The sequence below is a fragment of the Bacillus cereus group sp. MYBK5-2 genome, assembly GCF_051915685.1.
Classification (GTDB): Bacteria; Bacillota; Bacilli; order Bacillales; family Bacillaceae_G; genus Bacillus_A; species Bacillus_A cereus.
Window position 1 is genome coordinate 89,652 of record NZ_JBQAFE010000012.1, and the last position, 9,294, is coordinate 98,945.

Below are 9,294 nucleotides of genomic sequence, written 5' to 3' on the forward strand. Positions count from 1 at the left end.
TATTTACACATTATTCAAAGCGTTGTAGTTAATTTTTATTAAAGAGCATGCAATAAAAAACATGCTCTTTAACTAAGAAATACTAAAAGGTTAGTTCTATTGAATCTAATTCCGTTTCATTTTCTATTTCTTCAACTAACTTTATATTGCCTAATTGAATACGAGGATCTTTAGCAACTGTAGATAAAATTGTTGAGAAATCTTTTGCTAAAATTTCAATCATAGATTTTTTAAATAATTTCGTACAGTACTCAAAACTAACAATCAATTTATCATCAGTAAAATGTATATACATTGTTAAATCAAATTTAGCTATTGTTTGATTTTGAATATCATAAGGCTTAAATGTTAACAGATCACTTTTTATATTCGTATTTTCTTTATTTTGTAAGACAAATAATGTATCAAACAATGGATTACGATTTACATCTTTTTTAATATTTAATTTCTGTATCAATTCTTCAAATGGATACTCTTGATTCTCATACGCATTTAACATCGTTTCTTTAACTTCATGTAAGTAAAAATCAAATGACTTCTCTCCACTTGGATAATTTCGTATTGCTAACGTATTAACAAACATTCCTATCACAGATTCTAAATCAGCATGAGTTCTGCCTGCAATTGGTGTTCCTACAATAATGTCTTCTTGTCCACTATATTTCGATAATAAAATGGTATAGGATGCTAGCATTATCATGTAAAGTGTAGCTCCCGTTTGAGCTTCAATGTTACTTAATCCTTGAATACTTTGCTTATCGATAACAAACTCAAACACATCTCCTTCGTAGGATCGTACAGAAGGTCTTTCATAATCCGTTGGCAACTCCAATTCTGGAATTTCCCCTTTAAATATATCTAGCCAATAACTTTCCTGTTTTTTCATCTGCTCTTGATGTATCATATTTTGCTGCCAAGCTGCGTAGTCTTTATATTGTATTTGAAGAGAAGGTAATTGTTTTCCATCATATAGCTGCACAAACTCTCTCATTAAAATGTTCATAGATACTCCATCAGAAATGATATGATGCATATCAAATAAAAGTATATGATGATTATTTTCCAGTTGAATTAACCTTACTCTAAGCAACGGCGCTTGTTGCAGATCAAATTCACGCACAAAATCATAAATATATTCATCTTCTTCCTTTGCTTGTACAAGTTCAATTTGAAATTCTACCTTCGAATGTATTTCTTGCATGAGTTCTCCATGAATCATCTTAAAACTTGTACGTAGTGATTCATGACGCTGGATTAACTGTTGGAAAACTTTTTCTAATCTTACATGATCAAGTTCCCCTTCTATCTTCAAAACACCTGGCATGTTATAACTTAGCTCGCCACCTTCATATTGACTCAAAATGTACATTCTTTTTTGTGCAGATGAAACTGGATAGTGTCCTCTCTCTGTGATTTTCGGAATGGATACATATGCATGTTGTTTTCGGCCTACAATTAATTTTTCCATTTGTTCAATCGTCGAATATTGGAACACTTCTCTAAGTTTTATATCAACCTTCAACTCTTTACGAATTTTAGATACCAGAGTTGTTGCCCTTAAAGAATGTCCCCCTATATCAAAGAAATTATCTTTTATCCCGATCTTAAAATCACCAAGAATACTCTTCCATATATTAACTAACTGCTCTTCAATCTCCGTTCGAGGTTTGACGTATTTATTGTTAGTTAATTTGCTTTCCTCAACGGCAGGTAATGCCTTACGATTAATCTTTCCATTTGGAGTTAATGGCATTTGCATAAGCTGAATAAAGTAAGTTGGAATCATATACTTAGGTAACCCATGAGATAGGGCTTCTCTTATACTTTCTGTATCAATTTCTTTATCCGCTACAAAATACGCACATAAACTCTTTTGTCCATTTTCATCTTCCATTGCGATTACAATTGTTTCTTGAATTGCGTCTATCTTCAATAATTTCGACTCTATCTCACCAAGTTCAATGCGATACCCCCGAATTTTCACCTGATGATCAACTCGTCCTAGATATTCAATATTTCCATCTGGTAACAAACGAGCTAAGTCTCCTGTTCTATACATTTTCTCCCCTATATTAAATGGATTATCTACAAATTTCTCTTCCGTTAATTGAGGGCGGTTAAGATAACCTCTTGCCAATCCGACTCCTGCAATACACAATTCTCCTGGTATTCCAATTGGTTGCAAATGGCCTTTTGTGTCAACCACATACAGTTGAACATTGTCAATTGGCTTACCAATTGGTACTTGCTCTAAAGTTTCGTCTAATGGACAATCGAAGTATGAAACATCAATTGTTGCTTCAGTTGGTCCATATAAATTGATGAGCCTCGTCTCATTATGCATACCCAATAACTTGTTAAAACGTTTTACATGTTGTACTTGGAGTGCTTCACCACTAGCAAATACTTGACGTAAACTACGTGTACGATTCAATGTCTCAACATTCTGTACATAATCTAGAAAAACAGATAGCATAGAAGGCACAAAATGCATGGTTGTAACATGATTTTCCTCAATTGCTTTAATAATCAATTCTGGATCCTTCTCACCACCTGGAGCAAGAAATACTACTTTAGCCCCTTGTGCTCCCCACCAAAGTAATTCCCAAACAGATACATCAAAACTGTATGGTGTTTTTTGTAAAACGATATCTGTTTCTCCGATAGGATATCTTTTTTGCATCCAGTGAATTCGATTGACAAGTGCTTGGTGCTCTATCATAACGCCTTTTGGATTTCCTGTTGTACCAGAAGTATAAATGACATAAGCTAATTCATTAGAGCCTACTTCCAATTTCAAATTCGTTCCTTCTTTATGATAGGATTCCTCATCGTCCAACAATACTATCTTTCCTACGAAAGATGTACGTTCTTGAAATTGGTCTTGTATTAATAATATAGTAGCCCCCGAATCCTCCAGTATATATTGGATACGCTCTTTTGGATATTCTGGGTCAACTGGCACATATGCACCACCGGCTTTTAATATTCCAAGTATCCCCACAATCATTTCTAATGAACGTTCTACCATAATTCCAACTAACTGATCTCTCTTTACTCCTTCATTTCTTAATGTTCGTGCTAACTGATTTGCTCGTAAATTTAGCTCACGATACGTTAGTTGCTGACCTTCGAATACCGCTGCAATATGATCTGGTGTACGCTCCACCTGTTCTTCGAATAATTGATGAATTGTCTTCTCACATGGATATTCAGCCGCTGTATCATTGAACACATCGAGAATTTGTATTTTCTCTTCCACTGTTATTAATTCCAGTTCATTTATACCAATCTGTGGGTCATTTACAACTTGTTGCATAATTTGAATCAAATGATTCCTCATTCGCTCGATACTCTCATCATTATACATATGGGCATTATATTGAAAATGCACCTTAATATCTTCTCCAGGAATTACCATAACATTAAAATCATAATTTGTTTGTTCAGTCATTGTTACATTCGTTATTGTTAACTCTGTTTCATTATGATTCTCTCTATGTTCCATTTGTTGTTCTACTGGGTAATTTTCGAATACCATAATATGTGTAATTAAGTCCTGCTTTTGTTCCGTTTGCGCCTGTATTTCATACAATGGATACGTATCATATGCATGTGAGATTACCGCTTGCTTTTGATGCTTTTTCATTACTTCTACAAAAGATTCTTTTGCATCACAATGAATACGTACAGGAATTGTGTTAATGAATAAACCAATCATATTTTCTATACCTGGTATATCAGCCGGTCTTCCTGATACAACACTTCCAAATACAACATCTTGACTACTGTTGTATTTTTGTAATAGCATCCCCCAAACTGTCTGCATCAAAATATTGATAGTAACCTGATTTTCACTAGCCACCTGTTTTAGTCTTTCCGTCAATTCTTTATCAAGATCGAAAGTTAAGTGTTTCAAAATATATTTTACATCTCTCACAGAAGAGGTGGTTTTTGGTAACTCTGTTTGCCCTTCATATCCTGTTAAATAATCATTCCAGTATTTAGAGGCCTCTTCTTGATTTTGCGCTTCTAACCATTCAATATATTCACTATATGGCGTTACCACAGTCAATTCAGGTTCTCTTCGTCCCTGCATTGCATAATAAATTTCAAATATTTCACGCGTCACTAATGGCATGCACCAACCATCCATTAGAATATGATGGAAACTCCAAATAACATGGTATGTTTGCTCCTCAACACGTAATATTGCCATACGCATTAATCCATCTTCAGCAAGGTTAAATCCTTTTTCTTTATCTTCGGTCGTGTACTTCTCAATCCGCTCTTTACGTGATAATTCATCCATTTCCTGAAGATCTTCATAATGAAGATTAATTTTTCTATCTCGGTAAACGATTTGTAATGGCTCATCATTCCAAGCATTCACAAAATTCGTTCGGAATATGGCATGTCTTTGCGCCAATTGCTCTAAACTTTGTAAGAACCCCTTTATATTCAGACTTCCCTGTACATTGAACCTTACTTGTTCAAAATAAGCTTCCGATTGTGAATTTAATAAACTATGAAATAACATACCTTTCTGCATTGGTGTTAACGGATAAACATTTTCGATTTCACCTATATGCTTAGTTTTCTGCACTACGCGATCCAATTCTTCAATCGTCATCCCTTTGAATGTAATATCACTTGGTGTAATCTCCGTTCGCTCTTTCCTTACACAGTGTTCAATGACTTCCTTTAAACTCACTTGTAGGTATTTTGCCAACTGTTCTATTGTTTCTTTATTATATTGTTTACCGCTATACTCGATTTCTAATGCTAATCTTCCACCGGATACCATACCATTAATATCAAGCACATATAACCTTGCATGATGCTCATTTTCAGTTTTACCACTTGAATAAGGGGACGGCTGCATCGTGGTATTGTCTAAATCTTGGTCAAACTGCCCCAGATAGTTAAAGCTAATCTCTGGCTTCAATGTAAAGGTCTGCTTTTCTTGATTTTCAGATAGATATTTTAATAGACCATATCCAATACCCTTATTCGGGATATGGCGTAATTCTTCTTTAATATTCTTAATTTGGTGAGAAATATCGCTCCCTACCTCAATCGATAAGACTACTGGATACTGACTAGTAAACCAACCTACTGTTCGACTTATATCAAGATCCGAAAGAATGGATTCTCGTCCATGTCCTTCTAAGTTCACTACAATATTTTCCATTCCTGTCCACTTATGAATCGCCCTTCCTAAAGCAGTTAATAATAAATCATTGATTTCAGTGTTATATGCCCGGTTTGTTTGTTTTAATAACTGCTCCGTTTCAGCAGATGTCCATTGAACTGTAATGACTTCACTATCCTTTATCGAACCACAATCTTGTTCCCCATCTTTCGGCAACAATCCCCTTGGGATTTGTTCAATTTCATTCCAATATTCACGCTCTTTTTCCATCTCTGGACTGTTCGTATAAAGAGATAATTGTTCCGCCCATAATTGGAAAGAATCAGTCTTTTGTGGTAACTGAATAGCCTCTCCACTCACTGCTTGTTCATATCCTGCCTCAATATCTTCCAGTAAAATTCTCCAAGAAACTCCATCCACTACTAAATGATGAATCACAATCAATAAGTGATCGCCTTCTTCACATTTGAACAAACCTAGTTTCATTAATGGCCCTTCACTTAAATCAATGCTACTTTGTAACACATTTGCAGTCGCTTCAATTGCTGAAGCCGGATTTCTATTTTCTGTGAGGTCCATTACTTCCAAGCTGAATAATTCTCCCTCAATTCCTCGGTTCCATGCCTCATACCCTTGTTCAGTTTGACGGAACACCATCCGCAACGCATCATGATGTTCAGCAATTTTCTGCATCGTTTTACGAAGAGCTAATACATCAAATCCTTGTTTTCGGTATAACATGAACGCTTGGTTAAAGTGGTGCGGAGCTGCCACCTTGCAATCAAAAAGCCAATGCTGAATTGGCGTTAACTTAGCCTCCCCTATTACTTCTCCTTGTTCAGCAACTCGCGTTATCTTTTCCACATACGGGCTTAAAGACGCAACGGTCGAATATTTGAATAAGTTTTTCATATCTACTCGATAACCAGCTTGATACAATCTCGAAGAGACTTGGATAGACTTAATTGAATCGCCCCCCAAATCAAAGAAATTATCCAATACTCCAATTTGTGGAACCCCAAGTACCGTTTGCCAAATTGAAACTAGTATTTCTTCTACCGGAGTTTGTGGCGCAACATATTCTGTACCTATTTGTAGATTCTGTTCTGGCTCAGGTAATGCTTTACGATCAATTTTGCCATTTGAAGTTAATGGCATATGTGCTAGCTGTACAAAGTAAGATGGAATCATATACGCAGGTAATTCTTGAGACAATACATCCCTTAGATTATTTACTGTTAACTGTTTTTCCGCTACAAAGTACGTACAAAGGTGTTTCTGTCCAACTTCATCTTCTCGAACAATTACAATGGCCTCATTAACAGACGGCACCTTTAAGAGCTGTAATTCAACTTCCCCAATTTCAATTCGGTAACCACGGATTTTTACCTGATGATCAATTCTTCCTATATATTCAATATTTCCATCAGGTAGCCATTTTGCCAAGTCACCCGTTCTATACATCCGTTCCCCTGGGATAAAAGGATTCTCTACAAATTTTTCCGCTGTTAATTCTGGTCGGTTCAGGTAACCTCTAGCCAATCCATCTCCAGCCACATATAACTCTCCTATGATACCAATGGGTTGAATTCTTTGATACTCATCTAGTATATAAGCTTGTAACGTAGGAATCGGCTTCCCAATATTGCTTTTCCCTTCCTCAATCTCAACTTCTGTAATTTCTTTATATGTTACATGCACTGTTGTTTCAGTGATACCATACATATTAATTAGTTGGGTTGACGGATATTTTTCCTTCCAGCCCTTTAACAAAGATGGACTGAGTGCCTCTCCACCAAAAATGACTTTCCTTAATCTTAATTCTTTTAAGTCATGCTGCATCTCTTCTTGTAATACCTGATAAAAATAGGTCGGCGTTTGGTTTAATATCGTTACACCTTGAGATATAATCAATTGTCGAAATTGCTCAGGATCTTTAGCTATTAATGACGGTACAACGACTAATTTTCCACCGTAAAGCAAGGCCCCATACATTTCCCATACAGAGAAATCAAAACAAAACGAATGAAATAACATCCATGTATCATTCGCATTGAAGTCAAACAGATTTTGATTATTAAACAATAATCGAACAACGTTTTTATGCTCAATTAAAGTACCCTTGGGTTTACCAGTTGTACCAGAAGTATAAATTACATAAGCCAGGTCATTTGGTTTTACTACTGCGTCTAAATTAGAACCCTCTTGAAGATAAGCCGCTGAATCATCTAACATGATAATTTTATGTTTAAAAGAAACTCGATCTTGTAAATGGCTCTGTAACAATAAAACTTTTGTACCCGAATCCTCCAGCATATATTGTATACGCTCCTCTGGATATTCTGGATCAACCGGTACATAAGCACCACCTGCTTTTAATATTCCTAGCATTCCTACAATCATTTCTATAGAACGTTCTAACATAATGCCAATTAATTGATTTTCTTTAATACCTTCAGCTCTTAACGTTCGTGCTAGCTGATTTGCTCGTTCATTCAGCTCCCGGTATGTCAACTGCTGATCTTCGAATACAACCGCAAGGTGGTCCGGTGTGCGTTCCACTTGTTCTTCAAATAATTGATGAATGGTCTTTTCGCGTGGGTAATCCGCAGTAACATCATTAAAAGTAACTAAAATTTGTTCTTTTTCTGTATCAGATACTAGTTCTAACTTATTTAATTGAATCTCAGGTTTTTCTAATACATTAGAAAAAATGTTTATAAAATGTTTCAGCATATTATCAATAAAATCTTTATCATATAAATTTTTGTTATAGAATAAATCCAAATTCACTAAATCATTTTCTAAATTAAAATTAAATAAACTATCCGATACTAATACATCATTAAAAGTAATAGATTTATGAATTTCTCGTAAAGCAACTACAGTATTAACAACAGGTCTATTATTCATATCAAGTTCAACATTCAAAGAAGCAATCATTTTTTTAAATGATATATTCTGATGTTTAATAGATTCATTCACAGATAGATTTACTTCTTTTAATATCGACTTAAATGTACTTTCATTATGTATAGCCGCTTTCAATGGTAATAATTCGTCTATAAACGGAAACATTTCCTTGTGAGCTTCAATTGTCGGAATTCCTAAAACTATATTTTTTTCCTTTGTATACTTATACAGGAGACAATTAACCCCAGATAATAGAATTAGAAATATTGCCATCTCGGAGCCATTAGCCATAGAAATAACTCTTTTTGAAATTTTGGAAGGCAATGTTATAGAAATAGAATCCAAATGTGCTGTAGTATCTACACTCATATAATTTTTTTCTTTTTTACTATATGGTAAGGCAATAATTCTATCTTCAGAATCAAACCGCTCACGCCAAAAAATCTCTTCTTTTTCAAATACATTCATTTAAAAAACCTCGCTTTTAAGTATGAATTCATAAGTGGACGTTTATCAACTTCAACCAAAATTAAAAATAAGCATAAAAATATAGAATTTAACAAATATGCAATCATAGTTTTTTCATCTTATATCAATAGAAGAATTCATTTTCCTACGGCTTAATCCCCTTGGCTTAAACATCATGTTGTTGCAGTTAACTGAAAAAACTAATTCTTCTACTCTACATCAGATCCAACAGGCATACGATCCACTCTAGTAGATCGCATGACACTGATATAGATCCTCTATCTTAATGGGCATTACCATCATATAATTCTGAATTTAATAGATATATTTAACATAATAAATCGCAAGAATAACTTATCTAAAATGAAAATTCCATTAGTCCTAGCCCTAACGATTCCTCATCAATTTGATTTAAATTAATATCTATCAATTTTATATGAGGATGATTAGAGACTTTAGATAATAAAAGTAATAAATCTTGTGATAATCTATGAATTGTTTTATTTTTAAATATTTTTTTGCAAAATTCAAAATTACATTTAAGTTGTTCACCATCAAGGCTGACATATAACGCTAAATCAAACTTAGCTATTATGTGATCCCGAATATAAGGTTTAAATACTAAATTTTCTATTTGAAGCTCTGTCTCTTCCGTATTTTGTAAAACCAACATTGTATCAAATAGCGGATTACGGCTCATATCTCTTTTTATATTTACTTTTTGAACCAGCTCTTCAAAAGGATACTCCTGATTCTCA

2 protein-coding genes are annotated in these 9,294 nt (G+C 34.3%); both read right to left on the reverse strand.

Annotated features, from left to right (window positions below; all coding sequences use genetic code 11):
- Positions 1 to 82: 82 nt before the first annotated feature.
- Positions 83 to 8,536 carry an amino acid adenylation domain-containing protein gene (locus tag ACTFP3_RS27200; protein ID WP_440011774.1) on the reverse strand — a complete coding sequence of 2,818 codons (8,454 nt, stop codon included), beginning with the start codon at positions 8,534 to 8,536 and terminating at the stop codon, positions 83 to 85.
- 358 nt (positions 8,537 to 8,894) lie between these two features.
- Positions 8,895 to 9,294 (reverse strand): condensation domain-containing protein (locus tag ACTFP3_RS27205; RefSeq protein WP_440011776.1); only part of this gene is annotated, 400 nt, incomplete at its 5' end.

Excerpts from the sequence above, each read along its gene's own strand:
- ACTFP3_RS27200 (WP_440011774.1), bottom strand. The coding sequence starts at position 8,536 with ATGAATGTATTTGAAAAAGAAGAGATTTTTTGGCGTGAGCGGTTTGAT.